Raw genomic sequence first — 17273 nt, forward strand, 5'->3', positions numbered from 1 at the left:
CGGGGGGTGTCCGTCCTCGGACCGGCGGTGGGGGTACGTCGGAGAGTGCTGTTTCTTGACGCCGGTCACTGCGGGCGGGCACCCCCCGGCACGGCCCCTTACCGCCGTCGGCGGCTGACGGGCGCTCTCCGGTACGGTCCCTTACCGCCGTACGCGGCTGACGGTCGGTGGGGGTGCGGCTTCTTTCCGCCGTCGGCGGCTGACGGGCGCTCCCGGGTACGGTCCCTTACCGCCGTACGCGGCTGACCGGCGCTCTCCGGTACGGTCCCTGCCGCCGTACGCGGCTGACGGGCGCTCTCCGGTGCGGTGCCCTTCCGCCGCGGGCGGCCGCGGGGTGGGTGGGCGGCTGTGGGGTGGTCAGGGCTCCGTGATCTCCGTCGACGGCGGTTCGTTGCTGCCCGGTCTCGTGCGGACCTCGTCCGTGCATTCGTAGCGGCGCAAGGAGGTGCCCTCGGGGCCGCCCAGGACGACCGAGCCGTCGCCCTCGGCGGCCGTGGAGTCGGAGAAGGTGCAGACGATCTGGGCGAGGGCGTACGACGTGAGGTCGCTGGGGGGTGTGCTCAGGCGCAGTGCCTCTTCGGGGTCGTCGGGGCCGGGGCCGCTCACGCTCATGGCGCCGCGGACGTCCGAGGTGTAGCCGGCCTCCTTCTCGTCGGGCGACGGCGTCGCGTCCAACTCGTCGAGCAGGCCCTGGGCGACCAGCACCCGGCGCTCGGAGTCGGCGGTGCCGTCGGGTACCCGCACCGTGCGCTCGACGGCCACCAACTGGGAGCCGCACAGCAGGAAGACCTGCACGGGGAGGCCGCGCGCCGCCTGCGTCGACACGCTCGGTTCGGAGAGGGAGCAGTGCACGCGTGAGGGCGCGGGGCCGAAGTCGGTCGGTACCTCGGTGGACCGTATGCCGCAGCCGGCCAGGACGGTGGTGCCCAGCGCGGAGAGTGCCAGGAGGCGGCGTACCCGCTTCGTCATCAGGCGTCCCCCTTCTTCGCGGTGTCCGTTCCCTTGCCCTCGTCGCCGTCCGGTTGTCCCGTCAGCTCCGAGGCGTCGCGGGGCAGGCGCAGGGTGAACACCGCGCCGCCCTCGGGGGAGTTGGCGGCGGTGATCTCGCCGCCGTGGATATGGGCGTTCTCCAGGGCGATGGACAGGCCGAGGCCGCTGCCCTCGGAGCGGGGGCGGGAGGCGCTGGCCTTGTAGAAGCGGTCGAAGACGTGCGGGAGGACGTCCTCGGGGATGCCCGGGCCGTGGTCGCGTACGTCGATCACGATCGAGTCGTCCGCCTCACGGATCGTCACGCGGACCGGGGAGCCGCCGTGCTTGAGGGCGTTGCCGATCAGGTTGGCCAGGATGACGTCCAGACGGCGCGGGTCCAGGCGGGCCATGATGCCGCGCTCGGCGTCCAGGTCCACCGCGTCGAGCCAGGCGCGCGCGTCGATGCAGGCGGTGATCTGGTCGGCTATGTCGACGTCGTCCAGGACCAGGCGTGCCGTGCCCGCGTCGAAGCGGGTGACCTCCATGAGGTTCTCGACGAGGTCGTTCAGGCGGCGCGTCTCGCTGACGACGAGGCGTACGGCGGGTTCGATCATGGGGTCCATGGACCCGGACTCCGCCTCCAGTTCCTCTTCGAGCACCTCCGTCACGGCGGTGATCGCGGTGAGGGGTGTACGCAGCTCATGGGACATGTCGGCCACGAAGCGGCGGGACGCCTCGTCGCGGGCGGCCATGTCGGCGACCCGTTTCTCCAACGCCTCGGCGGCGTTGTTGAAAGTCCGTGACAGGTCGGCCAGTTCGTCCGTGCCGGAGACCCGCAGACGGGTGTCCAGCTTGCCCTCGCCGAGGCGGCCGGCGGCGACGCCGAGGCGGTGCACGGGCTTCAGCACGGTCGTGGCGGCGGCCTGCGCGAGCAGCGCGGAGCCGATCAGGGCGAGGCCCGTGGCGATGCCGAGCGACCAGGCCAGGGAGTTGAGGTCCTTGGCCTCCTGGTCCAAGGGCTTGAGCATGTAGCCGGTCGGGCCACCGCCGATCACCCGCGTACCGGCGACCAGGTACGGGGTGTCGCCGTCGACGATCCGCTGCCAGTACAGGTGGTACTCGGACTTGTTGGAGGAGTTGATTTCTTGCTTGTCGTTCACGGCGGTGCGCAAGGACTCGGGCACCTGCGCGAGCGTGAAACCGTCCAGGCCGCCGGAGCTGCCGAACACGGTCTTGCCGTCGGCGTCCCGGGCGACGAGCAGCACGCTGAAGCGCTGGCTGCTGTTGGCCATCTGCCCGGCCGTGTGCTGCAGTTCGTCCTGCGTCGGCTCCTGCGGCAGCAGGCCCGCGCGGTTCTGCATCTCCTGCTCGAAGTCGCGCAGCACCGCGTCCTGGGTGCGCTTGAGCACCGCCTCGCGGTTGAGCCAGTAGGCGATCCCCGACGCCGACACGGCAGCCGTGAGCGCCACCAGACCGAAGACGACCACCAGCCGCAGCCGCAGGCTGGTGAACCGCAGCCTCGACCACACTCCCTTGCGAGCCGCGAACCAACCGCGGGACTCTTCTTGCTCGTCCGTCACTGAGGCGCGTCCAGGCGGTAACCGACTCCACGGACCGTGCGGATCAGGGTGGGGGAGGAGGGCACGTCCTCGACCTTGGCGCGCAGCCGTTGGACGCAGGCGTCCACGAGGCGCGAGTCGCCGAGGTAGTCGTGTTCCCAGACCAGGCGCAGCAGTTGCTGGCGGGACAGGGCCTGGCCCGGCCGGCGGCTCAGTTCGAGCAGCAGGCGCAGCTCGGTCGGGGTCAGCTGGAGGTCCTCGCCGTTCTTGGTGACGGTCATCGCCGCGCGGTCGATGACCAGGCTGCCGAAGCTCGCCGCGTCGTTCGACTCCCGCTCACCGCGCCGCAGCACCGCCCGGATCCGGGCGTCGAGGACGCGTCCCTGCACGGGCTTGACGACGTAGTCGTCCGCGCCGGACTCCAGTCCGACCACGACGTCGATGTCGTCGCTGCGCGCGGTCAGCAGGATGATCGGCAGCTGGTCGGTGCGCCGGATGCGCCGGCACACCTCGAACCCGTCGATGCCGGGCAGCATCACGTCCAGCACGATCAGGTCCGGCCGCTGCTCGCGCAGCAGCTTCAGGCCGTCCTCACCGGTGGCAGCGGTGGCCACACGGTGTCCCTGGCGCGTCAGTGAGAGCTCCAGGGCCGTGCGGATGGCGTCGTCGTCCTCGATCAGCAACAGGGAAGGCACGGGGGTCATTCTGGCCCATGCGGGGCGGTCTTTCGACACCTGTACGAGCTGTACGGCTACGCGCACGTAGCGCTTCTCCCGGCGTGCGCCGTCCCCGACGTACGGGTCGCCTCACGGGCGGTCCCCTGTGACAGGTCTGTGACAGTCGGCGGACACGGCCATGAAGGTGCCCGGGCAAGCTTTTCGGCACAGGCAGGACAGCAAGTCGCAAGACCGCACGACGCACGAGCTGAACACCGGAAGTCCACGACGGGGGGCGCGAGATGAACACGCTGCACGGCACCAGCACCAGCGCAGTGATCACGCGTCTGCACGACGTGAACGGGGGCCGGAGTTCGGAGAAGTCCGGTGCGGAGGGGGGTCCCTCCCGCGCGAGCGGATTCGAGCGTGGGGGAGGGCGGGGGTGCGCTCGCGGCATCGGGCGTCAGCACACCGGGCATGCGCAGCAGTCGTACATGACGGTGGTTGACGGTTTCACGGGGGAGCCCGCGGCGGTAGCCGCCATGGGTACGGTCGGGGGATCCGCGTACAGGGAGGACTCGGGGGAGCGGCGTCGCTCGCTGTCGGAGGCGGAGTTCACCGCCTACGTCCAGGAGCGCCGCGCCTCCCTGTACGCCACCGCCTACCACCTGACCGGCGACCGGTTCGAGGCCGAGGACCTGCTTCAGAGCGCCCTGTTCTCGACCTACCGGGCCTGGGACCGGATCAGCGACAAGGCCGCCGTCGGCGGGTACCTGCGGCGGACCATGACCAATCTGCACATCAGCGCCTGGCGGCGCCGCAAGCTCAACGAGTACCCGACCGAGGAACTGCCGGAGACGCCCGGCGACACGGACGCGATGCGCGGCACCGAACTGCGCGCGGTCCTGTGGCAGGCGCTGGCCCGGCTGCCCGAACTCCAGCGGACGATGCTGGTCCTGCGCTACTACGAGGGCCGCACCGACCCGGAGATCGCGGAGATCCTCGACATCAGTGTCGGCACGGTGAAGTCCAGCATCTGGCGGTCGCTCCGCCGGCTGCGCGAGGACGAGGTCCTCAGCTTCGGCCGTGACGAGGAGGACGCCTTCGGGGAGCTTGTGGCCTGAAGGTTCGGGGGGCCGTTCGGGGGAGCGGCAGCAGTGGGGGGACCACGGGGGGCCGGGGGGCCCTCGGGGGGGGGGGGACCAACGGGGGAACGGGGGGTGCTCCACCACGGGGGAAGCGGTGGAGCACAGCCAGAGCGGGGCTGGAGGGCCGGGGGGTCCGTCCAGTCCCGCTTCGCTGTGCGGTCAGCGGGCAGCCATCGGCACCGCCTCGGCGGGGCTGTCCCCCACGGCGATGGCCTCGGTGGGGTCGGCCCCCTCGATCGCGTAGGCGCCGGTCGTGCTCTCGGGGATGCCTGGGTCCGAGTCGTTCGGGGTGTCGTCGCACCCCGCTACGGTGGCGGTGCCCAGCCGCTCGCCGACGGTGAGGACGGACTTCTCGGTGGGCAGGTAGCCGCGGCTGTCGTAAGTCACCAGCCCCGAGCAGGAGGCCGAGCCGCTCACACCTTCGGTGCTCGCGCCCGTGCATCCGGCCGCCGCCACGAGTGCCGCCATTGTCACCAGCTGAGCCGCACGCTTCATCGTCGCCCTTTCCGTCGCGGGATCTCGGATCTACGACGGAGAAGGCGCAGGGAGTCGTTCAGCTCGCCGGCGTCGCAGCCACCGGGCAGCTGCCCGCGGCAGCCGCGGTGAGCCGGACGAGGGCCTCGTCCCGGTCGCAGGCGTGGGCGCCCAGGGCGGTCTGGCGGGCGATGATCGAACGCTCCAGACGCATCAGGCGCCAGCCGCGGCGCAGCAGGAAGGGCACCGACTTGCGGCCCTCCCGCAGATCGCGGAGGAAACGGCGGCGGAACGTCTTCACCGGGCCGCGGCTCAGGCACAGCGCGTCGGCCAGCACACCCAGTTCCCGGCAGCGGGTGACCAGTTCCGCGGCGAAGACGCCCTCCGCGATGAACAGGGGGGTCCGCCCGATCTCGACGGCCTCCTCGCCGGTGCGGGCGCTGAGGGAGAGGTCGTACACCGGGATGTTCGTACGTCCCGTGCGGCACAGCGACACGATCGCGGCCACGGCGGTGTCCGCGTCCCAGGAGTCGGGGTGGTCCCAGTCGATGTCGGAGCTCCCCGGGACCAGGGGCAGCGTCGGGTCGTCGCCCTCCTTGTAGAAGTCGTCGAGCCGCAGGACCGGAAGACCGGAGCGGGCGGCGAGCAGGGACTTGCCGGAGCCGGAGGGGCCGCAGAGCAGCACGACGCGCGTCGGTATGGGCGGTTGGGAACTCACGGGACACCAGTGTGAGGCATGGCCGGCCCCCGGAACGACCCCGCGGGTCGGCTTTGATGCGCGCGTCACACGCCGGACACGGTGCGTGCCCGACTGCTTGCGGTGCGCATCGAACGGATGACGGCGAAGAGCCGTGCTTCCCCTGGACGGAGGGGAAGCACGGCTCTCCGGTCTCGGTGCCCGTCGACCTCAGTACGACGAGCCGGAGGCACCCAGCGACCCGGTCGGGTGCCAGACCGTCTTGGTCTCCAGGAACGCCGTCATGCGGTCGGTCCCGGGGGTGGCCGCGTAATCCACAGGCTGTGGACGAAGGACGCGCTTGAGGTTGTCCGCGGCGGCGATCTCCAGCTCCTTCGCCAGGTCGTCGTCGGCGCCCGCGAGGTCGATCGCGTTGACGTCCTGGTGCGAGGCCAGGGGCGCCGCGAGCTCCGCCGTACGGCCGGAGAGGACGTTCACCACACCGCCGGGGAGGTCGGAGGTGGCCAGGACCTCGCCGAGGGAGAGGGCGGGGAGCGGGGACTTCTCGGACGCGATCACGATCGCCGTGTTGCCGGTCGCGATCACCGGGGCGACGACCGAGACCAGGCCCAGGAAGGACGACTCCTGCGGGGCGACGATCGCGACGACGCCCGTCGGCTCCGGGGAGGAGAGATTGAAGAACGGGCCGGCCACCGGGTTGCCGCCGCCGACCACCTGGGCGATCTTGTCCGTCCAGCCCGCGTACCAGACCCAGCGGTCGATCGCCGCGTCGACCTGCGCCGCCGCCTTCGACTTCGACAGGCCCTCGGCGTCGGCGACCTCGCGGACGTACTGCTCGCGGCGGCCCTCCAGCATCTCGGCGATGCGATAGAGGATCTGACCGCGGTTGTACGCCGTCGCGCCGGACCACGCCCCGAACGCCTTGCGGGCCGCGACCACCGCGTCACGGGCGTCCTTGCGGGACGAAAGGGGTACGTTCGCCAGCCAGTTGCCCTTCGAGTCCGTCACCTCGTACACCCGGCCGCTCTCGGAACGCGGGAACTTCCCGCCGACGTACAGCTTGTAGGTCTTGAAGACGGAGAGCCGCCCGGCGCGCTCGGTCTTGTCGTTCTTGTCAACGGTGCTCATTTATCGCTCGCCCTCCGGGCTCGACGGGGCGAGGTACGCCTCCAGGCCGTGGCGGCCGCCCTCGCGGCCGAAGCCCGACTCCTTGTAGCCGCCGAACGGCGAGGTCGGGTCGAACTTGTTGAACGTGTTGGACCACACGACGCCCGCGCGGAGCTTGTTCGCCACGGCGAGGATCCGCGACCCCTTCTCCGACCAGATGCCCGCGGACAGGCCGTACGCGGTGTTGTTGGCCTTGGCGACGGCCTCGTCCGGCGTGCGGAAGGTGAGCACCGACAGGACCGGGCCGAAGATCTCGTCGCGGGCGACGGTGTGCGCCTGGGTGACGTTGGTGAACAGCGTCGGCGCGAACCAGTAGCCGCTCTCGGGCAGCTCGCAGGCCGGGGACCAGCGCTCGGCGCCCTCCGCCTCGCCCTGCTCGACGAGGGAGGTGATGCGGGTGAGCTGCTCCTCGGAGTTGATCGCGCCGATGTCGGTGTTCTTGTCCAGCGGGTCGCCGAGGCGCAGCGTGGAGAGCCTGCGCTTGAGGGACTCCAGCAGCTCGTCCTGGATCGACTCCTGGACGAGCAGACGGCTGCCGGCGCAGCACACCTGGCCCTGGTTGAAGAAGATCCCGTTGACGATCCCCTCGACGGCCTGGTCGATGGGGGCGTCGTCGAAGACGATGTTCGCGCCCTTGCCGCCCAGTTCGAGGGTGACCTTCTTGCGGGTGCCGGCGACGGTCCGCGCGATCGCCTTGCCGACGGCCGTGGAGCCGGTGAAGGCGACCTTGTCCACGTCCGGGTGCGCGACGACCGCGGCGCCCGCGTCCCCGTAGCCGGGAAGGATGTTGACGACACCCTTGGGCAGACCCGCCTGACGGCAGATGTCCGCGAAGAACAGGGCCGACAGGGGCGTGGTCTCCGCGGGCTTCAGGACGACCGTGTTGCCGGTGGCGAGGGCGGGGGCGATCTTCCACGCCAGCATCAGCAGCGGGAAGTTCCACGGGATGACCTGGCCCGCGACGCCCAGCGGCCGCGGCGACCGGCCGAAGCCGGCGTGCTCCAGCTTGTCGGCCCAGCCCGCGTAGTAGAAGAAGTGCGCGGCGACCAGCGGGAGGTCGGCGTCGCGGGTCTCCTTGATGGGCTTGCCGTTGTCCAGGGTTTCGAGGACGGCGAGCTCACGCGACCGCTCCTGGATGATCCGGGCGATGCGGAACAGGTACTTCGCGCGCTCGGAGCCGGGCAGCGCCGACCACTTCTCGAACGCCTTGCGGGCCGCCCGCACGGCGCGGTCCACGTCCGCCTCGCCGGCCCGGGCGATCTCGGCGAGGACTTCCTCGGTGGACGGCGAGACGGTCTTGAAGACCTTGCCGTCGGCCGCCTCCACGAACTCGCCGTCGATGAACAGGCCGTACGAGGGCGCGATGTCGACGACTCCGCGGGACTCGGGGGCCGGTGCGTATGCGAATGCCGATGCCATGGTGATCAGTCCACCGTCACGTAGTCGGGGCCGGAGTAGCGGCCGGTGGCCAGCTTCTGACGCTGCATCAGCAGATCGTTCAGGAGCGAGGAGGCGCCGAAGCGGAACCAGTGGTTGTCCAGCCAGTCCTCACCGGCGGTCTCGTTGACCAGTACGAGAAACTTGATGGCGTCCTTGGAGGTGCGGATACCGCCGGCCGGCTTCACGCCGACCTGGATGCCGGTCTGGGTGCGGAAGTCGCGTACGGCTTCCAGCATGAGGAGCGTGTTCGCGGGCGTGGCGTTGACGGCGACCTTGCCGGTGGAGGTCTTGATGAAGTCCGCCCCGGCCAGCATGCCGAGCCAGCTCGCCCGCCGGATGTTGTCGTACGTCGACAGCTCGCCGGTCTCGAAGATGACCTTGAGGCGGGCGGCCCCGCAGGCCTCCTTCACGGCGACGATCTCGTCGTACACCTTCATGTAGTTGCCCGCGAGGAACGCCCCGCGGTCGATGACCATGTCGATCTCGTCGGCGCCCGCCGCCACGGCCTCGCGCACGTCCGCCAGCTTGACGGAGAGCGAGGCGCGGCCCGCCGGGAAGGCGGTGGCGACCGAGGCGACCTTCACGGTCGACCCGGCGACGGCCGCCTTGGCTGCGGCCACCATGTCGGGATAGACGCAGACGGCCGCGGTGGACGGGGTCGTGCGGTCGGTCGGGTCGGGGAGGACCGCCTTGGCGCCGAGCGCCCGGACCTTGCCCGGGGTGTCCGCGCCTTCCAGCGTCGTCAGGTCGACCATCGAAATGGCGAGGTCGATGGCGTACGCCTTGGCGGTCGTCTTGATGGAACGGGTGCCGAGGGACGCGGCGCGCGCCTCCAGGCCGACCGCGTCGACGCCGGGCAGCCCGTGGAGGAAGCGGCGCAGCGTGCTGTCGGACGAGGTGACGTCCGTGAGTGCGTGTGCTGCGGCAGATGCATTGGTGGGCATGGTCACCAGACGAGCATATCTACGCGCGTAGCGGCTGTACACCCCGGAGGGCGGGATCCGATGAATTGCGAACCCGACCCGGACCCGTCGGCGGCGGAAACGCGCCGAGGAGCGGGCTCCTGTGTGCGGTGCGTCGGGGGTCGCCCGTTTCACCTGCCGTACGCGCGCACCCAGCCGTGATCCGCACGGCGAACGGGCGTTCGCCCGAGCCCGGGGGCCATGCGGCACAATCGGCCCCATGACGACCCCCGAGCAGCCGCCCGCCACCCCGGCCCCCGTGTCCAAGGACCGCGTCTACCGCTCGCCCCTGGGCATCGTGGGCGGTGTCGCCCTGCTGGTCATCGTGCTCTGGCTGGGTATCGACGCCCTGGTCCGCGGCGAGGGCCGCACGCAGTGGCTGGCGCTCGCGGCACTGATCCTCGTCGTGCCGCTGGTGTCCGCGTTCACCCTGCGCCCCGCCGTCTACGCCAACGAGGAGCGGCTGCGCATCCGCAACCCGCTCCGCGTCATCGTGCTGCCCTGGGCGCGGGTCGCCACGCTGCGGTCCGGCTACTCGAACGAGGTCGTGACCGAGTCCGGCACCAAGTACCAGCTCTGGGCCGTCCCGGTCTCGCTGCGGGCCCGCAAGAAGGCGGCGCGCCGGACGGCCCGGGCGGACGCGGAGCGGAGCGCCGCCGCGCGCGGCGAGCGCCCGGGACGCGGGATCGGCGGGATCGGCGGCGCGGGGTTCGGCGGTCTCGGCTTCGGGGCGCCGCGCGGCGACGTCGACACGGACGGGCCCATGCGCGCCGAGACCGACAAGGTCATGGACGACCTGCGGCAGCTGATGGAGCACAGGCAGAGCGCGGAGTCCGCGCAGGGTGAGGTGACCGTGCGGTGGGCCTACGAAGTGGTGGGGCCGGCGCTCGCCGGGGCCGTGGTGTTGGTGATCCTGCTGGTCGCGGGCTGATCGCGGGCTGATCGGGGTCAGGGTGCGGTCGGTCGGGTGGTGTGTCGGGGTGGGGTGCGTGCTGTCGGTCGGTTGAGGTGCGGGATGGTGCCTGCCGGGCTCCAGGCTGATCGGTGATGCGTTTCCGCTCCACCGTCGCCCGGGGTGGGTGGGGTGGGGCGGCGAGCCCGCGTCGACCTGCGTCGGGAAATCACCCGAGGGGGTGCCGCCGGGTGGGGGCACCCCCTCGGGGTAGGTCGACCGGGGCTCGGCCCGGGGCGAGGACCGGTCAGCCGTGCAGGGCTCCTCAGATGCCGGCCGCCGCCGACAGGTCCTGCTTGATCGTCGCGAGCAGCTCGGTCGCCTTGGCCCGGGCGGCCGGGAGATCGGCGTGGGCCGACACCGGGACGACGACCTCCAGGTAGCACTTCAGCTTGGGCTCCGTGCCGCTGGGGCGGACGATCACGCGGGCGCCTTCGAGGGTGTAGCGCAGACCGTCGGTGGGCGGGAGGGTGTCGGTGCCCCGGGTGAGGTCCTCGGCGCGGGTGATGGGCAGGCCGGCCAGCGCGGTCGGCGGCTGCTCGCGCAGCCGTCGCATGGCGTTCGCGATGACCGTCAGGTCCTGGACGCGCACCGAGAGCTGGTCGGTGGCGTGCAGTCCGTGCTCCACGGCCAGGTCGTCGAGGAGGTCGAGGAGCGTGCGGCCCTCGGCCTTGAGGACGGAGGCGAGCTCGGTGATGAGTAGGGCGGCCGTGATGCCGTCCTTGTCGCGGACGCCCTCGGGGTCGACGCAGTAGCCGAGGGCCTCCTCGTAGCCGTAGCGCAGGCCGTCGACGCGGGCGATCCACTTGAAGCCGGTGAGGGTCTCCTCGTACGGGAGGTTCGCCTTCTGCGCGATCCGGCCGAGGAGGGAGGAGGAGACGATCGACTCGGCGAAGGTGCCCTGTGCTCCGCGGGCGACCAGGTGGGCTGCGAGCAGGGCGCCGACCTCGTCGCCGCGCAGCATCCGCCAGTCCTCGCCGTCCTTGACGGCCACGGCGCAGCGGTCGGCGTCCGGGTCGTTGGCGATGACCAGGTCGGGGTCGGTCTCCCGGGCCTTGGCGAAGGCCAGGTCCATGGCGCCGGGCTCTTCCGGGTTGGGGAAGGCGACGGTGGGGAAGTCCGGGTCGGGGTCGGCCTGCTCGGTGACGAGGGCGGGGGCGGGGAAGCCGGCGCGCTCGAAGGCGGCGAGGAGGACGTCCTTGCCGACGCCGTGCATCGCCGTGTAGACGGTGCGGGCGGTGCGGGGGGTGTCCGGGCCGAGGACGGCGTCCGTGCGGGCGAGGTAGGCGTCCAGGACGCTGTCGTCGAGGGTGTCCCAGCCCTCTGTGGGGCGGGGCACGACGGTGAGGGACGGGATCGCCGCGATCTCCTGCGCGATGTCGACGTCCGCGGGCGGGACGATCTGGGAGCCGTCGCCGAGGTAGACCTTGTAGCCGTTGTCGCGGGGCGGGTTGTGGCTGGCCGTGACCTCCACGCCGGCCACCGCGCCGAGGTGCCTTATCGCGTACGCGAGGACCGGGGTGGGGAGGGGGCGGGGGAGTACGGCGGCGCGGAGGCCGGCGCCGGTCATCACGGCGGCGGTGTCGCGGGCGAAGTCCTCGGACTTGTGGCGGGCGTCGTAGCCGATGACGACGAGGCCGCCCTCGTGGCCGTTCTTCTTGAGGTACGCGGCCAGGCCGGCGGCGGCGCGGATGACGACCGTGCGGTTCATGCGCATGGGGCCGGCGCCGAGTTCGCCGCGGAGGCCGGCGGTGCCGAACTGGAGGGTGCCGCTGAAGCGCGCGGCGAGCTCATCGACGTCCGCGGCGTCGATGAGCCCGGCCAGCTCGTCGCGGGTCTCCGGGTCGGGGTCCTCGGCGAGCCATGCCTGGGCCCGGGCGATGAGATCGTCGTGCACGTCGGGTCAGCCTCTCGTTGTCGGTGCTTGCGGCTTGGGAGGGATGCGGGGTGCCTGCGGCGGGTGGGGGTTCGGGGTGCCTGCGGCGCCTGTGCGGGGTGGGTGGGGGTGCGGACTGCCTGCGGCGCCTGTGCGGGTGCGGTGGGGGTGCGCGGTGCCTGCGGCGCCTGTGCGGGGTTGTGGGGGTGTGCGTAGCGCCTGGGGGTGGTGGGTGGGGCGGGGCCGTGCCGGGGGGTGTCCGTCCTCGGACCGGCGGTGGGGGTGCGGCTGAGAAGTGCTGTTTCTTGACGCCGGTCACTGCGGGCGGGCACCCCCCGGCACGGCCCCTTACCGCCGTACGCGGCTCTCCCTCCGTTGTGCGGTCCGGGCCCCTGGTGCGTTCAGAGCCTGTCGAGCACCTGCGTCAGCAGCGAGCCCATCCGCGCAGCCGAGTCGCGGCCGGCCTGGAGGACCTCCTCGTGGTTCAGCGGCTCGCCCGTCATGCCCGCGGCGAGGTTCGTCACCAGGGAGATGCCCAGTACCTCCGCGCCCGCCTCACGCGCGGCGATCGCTTCGAGGACCGTCGACATGCCGACCAGGTCCGCGCCGATCACGCGGGCCATGCGGATCTCGGCCGGCGTCTCGTAGTGCGGGCCGGGGAACTGGGCGTAGACGCCCTCCTCCAGCGTGGGGTCGACCTCCTTGCACAGGGCGCGCAGGCGGGGGGAGTAGAGGTCGGTGAGGTCGACGAAGTTGGCGCCGATGATGGGGGAGGTGGCGGTGAGGTTGATGTGGTCGCTGATCAGGACCGGCTGGCCGGGGCGCATGCCCTCGCGCAGGCCGCCGCAGCCGTTGGTGAGGACGACCGTCTTGCAGCCGGCCGACACGGCGGTGCGGACGCCGTGCGCGACGGCGGCGACGCCGCGGCCCTCGTAGTAGTGCGTACGGCCCAGGAAGACCAGGGCGCGCTTGTCGCCGATCCGGTACGAGCGGATCTTGCCGCCGTGCCCTTCCACCGCCGGAGGCGGGAAGCCGGGCAGCTCGGTGACCTGGAACTCGGCGTCGGGTGCGCCCAGGGCGTCCACGGCCGGAGCCCAGCCGGAGCCCATCACAAGGGCGACGTCGTGGGTCTCGGCGCCGGTGAGTTCGCGCAGGCGAGCGGCGGCGGCGTCGGCGGCGGCGTGCGGGTCGCCCTGGATGTCGTCCGGAAGAAGAGATGCGTTCACGCGACTGAGGGTAGCCGGTTTGGGCCTACGCGCGTAGATGACAGACGTCACGGGATGGCGATCGTTGTCTTGTCGTTTCCGACGAAGGGCTCGGCGTGCGGGCCTCAGCAGGGGCGCTTGCGCAGCTCCATGACGTAGTCGTGCGGCGCGCCCGCCGACTCCGCCGCGTCCGCGATCTCCCCGAGATACCGCGCCGACGGCAGCCCGCCCTCGTAGCCGTTCAGGACGTACACCCAGGCCGACTCCTCGCCCTCCAGCGTGTCCACCCGGACCCGGAGCCGGCGGTAGATGCCGAGGCCGACACCCTCCCAGCGGTCCAGGGACTCCTCGTCCATCGGGGCGATGTCGTACAGCGCGACGAAGACCTGCTCCTTCGGCTCCTCGACGAGCGTCGGCAGCGCGCCGTCCCAGCCCAGCTGCTCACCCCCGAACGTCAGCCGCCACCCGTTGAGCCAGCCGGTGGCGCGCAGCGGCGAGTGCGGGGCGCGGCGGGTCATCAGCCGCGCATCGAGATTGCCGGCGTAGGCGGCGTAGAGCGACATGGGGAGAGGGTACGGCAGGTGAATCCTCAGTCCCTCCCGTAACAGTGGTGTCTCGGGCGGGCCCCCGGGCGGTCCCACGATGAGGTGTGCGGGACAATGGAGTACGTGACTCGGATCGTGATCATCGGTGGCGGACCCGGCGGATATGAAGCGGCCCTGGTGGCCGCGCAGCTCGGCGCGGAGGTGACCGTCGTCGACGCCGACGGTCTGGGCGGGGCGTCGGTGCTCACCGACTGCGTGCCCTCCAAGACACTCATCGCCACGGCCGAGGTGATGACGACCTTCGACTCCTCGTACGAGGAGCTGGGAATCATCGTCGCCGACGACACTCCGTACGTCGACACGCCCGCGCGTGTCGTGGGCGTCGACCTGGGCAAGGTCAACCGGCGTGTGAAGCGGCTCGCCCTCGCGCAGTCGCACGACATCACCGCCTCGGTCACGCGGGCCGGTGCCCGGGTGCTGCGCGGGCGCGGGCGGCTGGAGGGCATGCAGGCGCTCGACGGGTCGCGCAAGGTCGTCGTGCGGGCCGTCGACGGCACCGAGGAGACGCTCGTCGCCGACGCCGTGCTCATCGCCACGGGCGGGCACCCCCGCGAGCTGCCCGACGCGCAGCCCGACGGCGAGCGCATCCTGAACTGGACCCAGGTCTACGACCTCACCGAGCTGCCCGAGGAACTCATCGTGGTCGGCTCGGGCGTCACCGGTGCCGAGTTCGCCGGCGCCTACCAGGCGCTCGGGTCGCGGGTCACCCTCGTGTCGTCCCGGGACCGCGTGCTTCCGGGTGAGGACCCGGACGCCGCCGCCGTGCTGGAGGACGTCTTCCGGCGGCGCGGCATGAACGTCATGGCGCGCTCGCGCGCCGCAGCCGCCAAGCGGGTCGGCGACCGGGTGGAGGTCACCCTCTCCGACGGGCGTGTCATCAGCGGCACCCACTGCCTCATGGCCGTCGGCGCCATCCCGAACTCCGAGGGCATGGGCCTGGAGGAGGCCGGCGTCAAGCTGCGCGAGTCCGGGCACATCTGGACCGACAAGGTCTCCAGGACGACCGCGCCGGGTGTGTACGCGGCCGGTGACGTCACCGGGGTCTTCGCCCTCGCGTCGGTGGCCGCCATGCAGGGACGTATCGCCATGTACCACTTCCTGGGCGATGCGGTGGCCCCGCTGAACCTGAAGACCGTGTCGTCGAACGTCTTCACCGATCCGGAGATCGCCACCGTCGGCTACACGCAGGCGGACGTGGACGCGGGCAAGATCGACGCCCGGGTCGTCAAGCTTCCGCTGCTGCGCAACCCGCGCGCCAAGATGCAGGGCATCCGGGACGGCTTCGTCAAGATCTTCTGCCGGCCGGGCACGGGCATCGTGGTCGGCGGTGTGGTCGTGGCGCCGCGCGCCTCGGAACTGATCCACCCGATCTCGATCGCGGTCGACAACAATCTGACGGTCGAACAGATCGCGAACGCCTTCACCGTGTACCCCTCCCTTTCGGGCTCGATCGCCGAGGTGGCACGGCAGCTGCACACCCGCAAGTCCGGCGGCGAGATCTAGCGGCCGGAATCAACTCCCCGCTGGTCACAGGGAGTTGTCGAGCATGCGTACGGCATAGTCGGCGGGACTAGGCCCTATACCACTCCTTGCCCTCGCGTGCGAACAACTTCGTTTATTCGGCGCAAACTGCTGAAAGCAGACGGTCGTTGGGGTTACTGTCAGTTTCGTGTTCGCTGCAGAACGTCGCCAATTGATCCTCGAAATGGTGCGAGCGAACGGGGCCGTGTCGCTCCGGGAGCTCGCCCGCGTCGTCCAGACCTCCGAAGTGACCGTACGGCGGGACGTGCGCGCACTGGAGGCAGAAGGACTCCTCGACCGCCGACATGGCGGTGCGGTATTGCCGGGCGGGTTCACGCGGGAGTCCGGCTTTCCGCAGAAGTCACATCTCGCGACCGCCGAGAAGACGGCCATCGCCGACCTCGCCGCGAACTTCGTGGAGGAGGGCGAGGCGATCGTCGTCGGGGCGGGAACCACCACCCAGGAGCTGGCCCGCCGGCTCGCGCGGGTGCCCGGACTGACCGTCGTCACCAACTCGCTCCTGGTGGCGCAGGCCCTCGCCCACGCCAACCGGGTCGAGGTCGTGATGACCGGCGGCACGCTCCGCGGGTCGAACTACGCGCTGGTGGGCAGTGGCGCCGAGCAGTCCCTCCAGGGGCTGCGGGTGTCCCGGGCCTTCATCTCCGGCAGCGGGCTCACCGCCGAGCGCGGCCTGTCCACGTCCAACATGCTCTCGGCGTCCGTCGACCGGGCACTCGTCCAGGCGGCCGCGGAGGTCGTCGTCCTCGCCGACCACACCAAGCTCGGCACCGACACGATGTTCCAGACGGTGCCCACGGATGTCATCACGCGACTGGTCACCGACGAGCCGCCGGGCCATGACGACCGTGCCCACACCGAATTGCAGGCCCTTGCCGATCAGGGGGTGCAGATCGCCGTCGCTGGGGCGACGGGAGCGTCGGGGGGTGACGAGGTCCCGGCTCGGCGCCGCGCCCTGCCGGGGCCGCGCAGGGGTCAGGTGCCGGGTGCGGGGTCGGGGCTGCGGTCGGCCGCCACGGTGCTCGGGGAGCAAGGGGCCGAGCGGGAGCGGGCCCGGGTCGCGGATCTGCGGCGGCGTTAGGTCGCGGATCCGCGGCGGCGTCAGTTCGCCGTAGGGGCGTGGGCCGTCGTGCGGGTGCGTGCGGGTGGTGGCTGGTCGAGCGGTTCCCCGCGCCCCTGGGCGGGTTCCAGTCCCCGCAGCGTCAGCTGCAGCAGCCTGTCCGCCAGCTCCGGGTCATCCGGTGTCTGCTCCGCCGCCAGCGCGATCGCGTGGGTGAGCTGGAGCAGGTCGCCGATCGCCACGTCGGGACGGACCGTCCCCGCCTGTTGAGCCCGCGTCAGCAGGGCGCCGCCCGCCGCGCGGATCGGGTCGCTGCAACGGGCCAGCGCCGAGGTGGTGTCGTACGACACGGACATCAGGGACCTGGCCAGACCGCGGTACTCACCGGCGTGCGTGACCATCTCGCGCAGCCAGGTCACCAGGGCCGCGCAGGGCTCCGGGGCGCGCAACAGTTCGCGGGAACGGCACAGCAGTTCGCCCACCGCGTCCTCGAAGACGGCGCTCAACAGGGCGTCACGGTTGGGGAAGTGACGGTAGAGGGTGCCGATGCCGACGCCCGCCCGGCGCGCCACGTCCTCCAGGGAGGCGTCCGTGCCACGCTCGGCGAAGGCGGCGCGGGCCACGGTGAGCAGACGCTCGTGGTTGCGGCGGGCGTCGGCGCGCATGGGCCGCGGCCGGCTCGGTGCCGTCTCGGGCCCGTGCCCCGCAGTGCCGTGTGAGGTAGCGCCCGTCATGGCTCACCCGCCCTCGCTCGCGCCTCGATGTGCCTCCAGGATGCCACCGACACGACGAAGCGCCCGGTGGACCGACTGCTGCGGTCCACCGGGCGCCCCGGGATGCCGTACGGAAGTCCTCGCCGACGTCAGTCCTTGATCTCGCAGATGGCTGCGCCGGAGGTGAGGGAGGCGCCGACTTCGGCGGACAGGCCCTTGATGGTGCCCGACTTGTGGGCGTTCAGCGGCTG

Annotated in this window: 16 protein-coding genes; 4 read left to right on the plus strand and 12 right to left on the minus strand. The window is 71.7% G+C overall.

The window, feature by feature from the left end; translation table 11 throughout:
- Positions 1 to 357: 357 nt before the first annotated feature.
- The 3 genes from ACFYNL_RS39620 to afsQ1 are packed head-to-tail and all read right to left on the minus strand — an operon-like array spanning position 358 to position 3223.
- Positions 358 to 969, minus strand: coding sequence for a hypothetical protein (locus tag ACFYNL_RS39620; protein WP_388813112.1), 612 nt, complete (start codon positions 967 to 969; stop codon positions 358 to 360).
- On the minus strand, positions 969 to 2549 hold the full coding sequence (locus tag ACFYNL_RS39625; RefSeq protein ID WP_388813115.1) for an ATP-binding protein: 1581 nt from the start codon (positions 2547 to 2549) through the stop codon (positions 969 to 971). Before ACFYNL_RS39625 ends, ACFYNL_RS39620 begins: the two co-directional genes overlap by 1 nt.
- A complete protein-coding gene (afsQ1, locus tag ACFYNL_RS39630; RefSeq protein WP_062722075.1) occupies positions 2546 to 3223 on the minus strand; it encodes a two-component system response regulator AfsQ1 in 678 nt (225 codons plus the stop codon). The genes ACFYNL_RS39625 and afsQ1 overlap by 4 nt, the downstream gene beginning before the upstream one ends.
- A 263-nt stretch (positions 3224 to 3486) precedes the next feature.
- Here afsQ1 and ACFYNL_RS39635 point away from each other — a divergent pair, with 263 nt between their 5' ends.
- Entirely contained in the window at positions 3487 to 4308 is an 822-nt protein-coding gene (locus ACFYNL_RS39635; RefSeq protein WP_388813118.1) for a SigE family RNA polymerase sigma factor, read from the plus strand.
- A gap of 183 nt (positions 4309 to 4491) precedes the next feature.
- On the opposite strand, the gene ACFYNL_RS39640 is transcribed toward ACFYNL_RS39635, so the two are convergent.
- The 5 genes from ACFYNL_RS39640 to deoC all read right to left on the minus strand — a co-directional run bounded on the left by ACFYNL_RS39640 (position 4492) and on the right by deoC (position 9054).
- A complete protein-coding gene (locus tag ACFYNL_RS39640; RefSeq protein WP_388813121.1) occupies positions 4492 to 4827 on the minus strand; it encodes a DUF6281 family protein in 336 nt (111 codons plus the stop codon).
- A gap of 58 nt (positions 4828 to 4885) precedes the next feature.
- Complete coding sequence (locus tag ACFYNL_RS39645; RefSeq protein ID WP_388813124.1) at positions 4886 to 5524, minus strand: uridine kinase; 639 nt, start codon at positions 5522 to 5524, stop codon at positions 4886 to 4888.
- Positions 5525 to 5713: 189 nt separating this feature from the next.
- The gene (locus ACFYNL_RS39650; RefSeq protein WP_388813127.1) at positions 5714 to 6631 is read right to left on the minus strand and encodes an aldehyde dehydrogenase family protein; all 918 of its coding nucleotides are present in this window, start codon (positions 6629 to 6631) and stop codon (positions 5714 to 5716) included.
- Positions 6632 to 8089, minus strand: coding sequence for an aldehyde dehydrogenase family protein (locus ACFYNL_RS39655; RefSeq protein ID WP_388813129.1), 1458 nt, complete (start codon positions 8087 to 8089; stop codon positions 6632 to 6634).
- Positions 8090 to 8094: 5 nt separating this feature from the next.
- Complete coding sequence (deoC, locus tag ACFYNL_RS39660) at positions 8095 to 9054, minus strand: deoxyribose-phosphate aldolase (RefSeq protein ID WP_388813147.1); 960 nt, start codon at positions 9052 to 9054, stop codon at positions 8095 to 8097.
- A 238-nt stretch (positions 9055 to 9292) separates the two neighbouring features.
- Between deoC and ACFYNL_RS39665 the strand changes: the two genes are divergently transcribed.
- Positions 9293 to 10003 (plus strand): PH domain-containing protein, encoded by a 711-nt coding sequence (locus ACFYNL_RS39665; protein WP_388813131.1) that lies wholly within the window; start codon positions 9293 to 9295, stop codon positions 10001 to 10003.
- 286 nt (positions 10004 to 10289) lie between these two features.
- Here ACFYNL_RS39665 and ACFYNL_RS39670 read toward each other — a convergent pair whose 3' ends face one another.
- From ACFYNL_RS39670 to ACFYNL_RS39680, 3 genes are all read right to left on the minus strand, one after another.
- Positions 10290 to 11921: a phospho-sugar mutase gene (locus ACFYNL_RS39670; RefSeq protein ID WP_388813134.1), complete on the minus strand. Its 1632-nt coding sequence runs from the start codon at positions 11919 to 11921 to the stop codon at positions 10290 to 10292.
- A gap of 380 nt (positions 11922 to 12301) precedes the next feature.
- Entirely contained in the window at positions 12302 to 13126 is an 825-nt protein-coding gene (locus ACFYNL_RS39675; protein WP_388813136.1) for a purine-nucleoside phosphorylase, read from the minus strand.
- Positions 13127 to 13230: 104 nt separating this feature from the next.
- Positions 13231 to 13668 (minus strand): gamma-glutamylcyclotransferase, encoded by a 438-nt coding sequence (locus ACFYNL_RS39680; protein ID WP_388813139.1) that lies wholly within the window; start codon positions 13666 to 13668, stop codon positions 13231 to 13233.
- Between the two features lie 96 nt (positions 13669 to 13764).
- Between ACFYNL_RS39680 and ACFYNL_RS39685 the strand changes: the two genes are divergently transcribed.
- Both ACFYNL_RS39685 and ACFYNL_RS39690 read left to right on the plus strand, forming a co-directional pair.
- Positions 13765 to 15213 (plus strand): NAD(P)H-quinone dehydrogenase, encoded by a 1449-nt coding sequence (locus ACFYNL_RS39685; protein ID WP_388813140.1) that lies wholly within the window; start codon positions 13765 to 13767, stop codon positions 15211 to 15213.
- Between the two features lie 166 nt (positions 15214 to 15379).
- A complete protein-coding gene (locus ACFYNL_RS39690) occupies positions 15380 to 16330 on the plus strand; it encodes a DeoR/GlpR family DNA-binding transcription regulator (RefSeq protein ID WP_388813142.1) in 951 nt (316 codons plus the stop codon).
- Positions 16331 to 16350: 20 nt separating this feature from the next.
- Here ACFYNL_RS39690 and ACFYNL_RS39695 read toward each other — a convergent pair whose 3' ends face one another.
- Positions 16351 to 16974 (minus strand): TetR/AcrR family transcriptional regulator, encoded by a 624-nt coding sequence (locus tag ACFYNL_RS39695; protein WP_388813144.1) that lies wholly within the window; start codon positions 16972 to 16974, stop codon positions 16351 to 16353.
- Positions 16975 to 17273: the final 299 nt, after the last annotated feature.

Source organism: Streptomyces sp. NPDC007808 (genome assembly GCF_042868655.1).
GTDB lineage: Bacteria > Actinomycetota > Actinomycetes > Streptomycetales > Streptomycetaceae > Streptomyces.

What these genes read in the sequence shown, in the direction of transcription:
- ACFYNL_RS39620 (WP_388813112.1), bottom strand. Translation starts at nt 969, where the DNA reads ATGACGAAGCGGGTACGCCGCCTCCTGGCACTCTCCGCGCTGGGCACC.
- ACFYNL_RS39635 (WP_388813118.1), top strand. Translation starts at nt 3,487, where the DNA reads ATGAACACGCTGCACGGCACCAGCACCAGCGCAGTGATCACGCGTCTG.
- ACFYNL_RS39640 (WP_388813121.1), bottom strand. Translation starts at nt 4,827, where the DNA reads ATGAAGCGTGCGGCTCAGCTGGTGACAATGGCGGCACTCGTGGCGGCG.
- ACFYNL_RS39650 (WP_388813127.1), bottom strand. Translation starts at nt 6,631, where the DNA reads ATGAGCACCGTTGACAAGAACGACAAGACCGAGCGCGCCGGGCGGCTC.
- ACFYNL_RS39655 (WP_388813129.1), bottom strand. Translation starts at nt 8,089, where the DNA reads ATGGCATCGGCATTCGCATACGCACCGGCCCCCGAGTCCCGCGGAGTC.
- deoC (WP_388813147.1), bottom strand. Translation starts at nt 9,054, where the DNA reads ATGCCCACCAATGCATCTGCCGCAGCACACGCACTCACGGACGTCACC.
- ACFYNL_RS39665 (WP_388813131.1), top strand. Translation starts at nt 9,293, where the DNA reads ATGACGACCCCCGAGCAGCCGCCCGCCACCCCGGCCCCCGTGTCCAAG.
- ACFYNL_RS39680 (WP_388813139.1), bottom strand. Translation starts at nt 13,668, where the DNA reads ATGTCGCTCTACGCCGCCTACGCCGGCAATCTCGATGCGCGGCTGATG.
- ACFYNL_RS39685 (WP_388813140.1), top strand. Translation starts at nt 13,765, where the DNA reads ATGGAGTACGTGACTCGGATCGTGATCATCGGTGGCGGACCCGGCGGA.
- ACFYNL_RS39695 (WP_388813144.1), bottom strand. Translation starts at nt 16,974, where the DNA reads ATGCGCGCCGACGCCCGCCGCAACCACGAGCGTCTGCTCACCGTGGCC.